The following is a 366-nucleotide window of genomic DNA, read 5'->3' as shown; positions in this document are numbered from 1 at the left end:
TGCAACTGGGTCAACGGAATAAACTGAAACTGGATGTCTTTGAAGTTCGGGTTTTTAGCTCTTTTTTGCATCTCGCGCGTCATCTCTTGGGCTAACGCGTTGGGATCTGCTTCTGGCTGCAACTTCAAATACACATGACTACTAAAAGGACCGCGCTGTAATTTGGGTAAGTACATCAGCACATCAAAATCAAAGTGTGTATTTGCTTCCAAATCCGCAAAAACAGCAGCCACTTCATAGCTTCCCCCATCGTATTCAAGTTGCCTGCCGATAACATCTGTATCGCCAAACAAGCGCTTTGATTCTGTCTGGCTAAGGGCGATAAGATTGGGCTGAGAAAGAGCCTGAGTTAAGTCTCCATGTAAT

At 44.8% G+C, this 366-nt stretch carries 1 protein-coding gene; it reads right to left on the bottom strand.

Annotation, left to right across the window (positions count from 1 at the left end; all coding sequences use genetic code 11):
* Nucleotides 1-366, bottom strand: a 366-nt coding sequence (locus CWC11_RS21665) for an ABC transporter permease (RefSeq protein ID WP_138684235.1), incomplete at both ends; no start/stop codon positions are given.

This window comes from Pseudoalteromonas sp. S3178, assembly GCF_005886985.1.
Taxonomy (GTDB): Bacteria; Pseudomonadota; Gammaproteobacteria; order Enterobacterales; family Alteromonadaceae; genus Pseudoalteromonas; species Pseudoalteromonas carrageenovora.
Note: the sequence above shows the minus strand (reverse complement) of the source record. Positions and strands in the feature narration are given on the sequence as shown.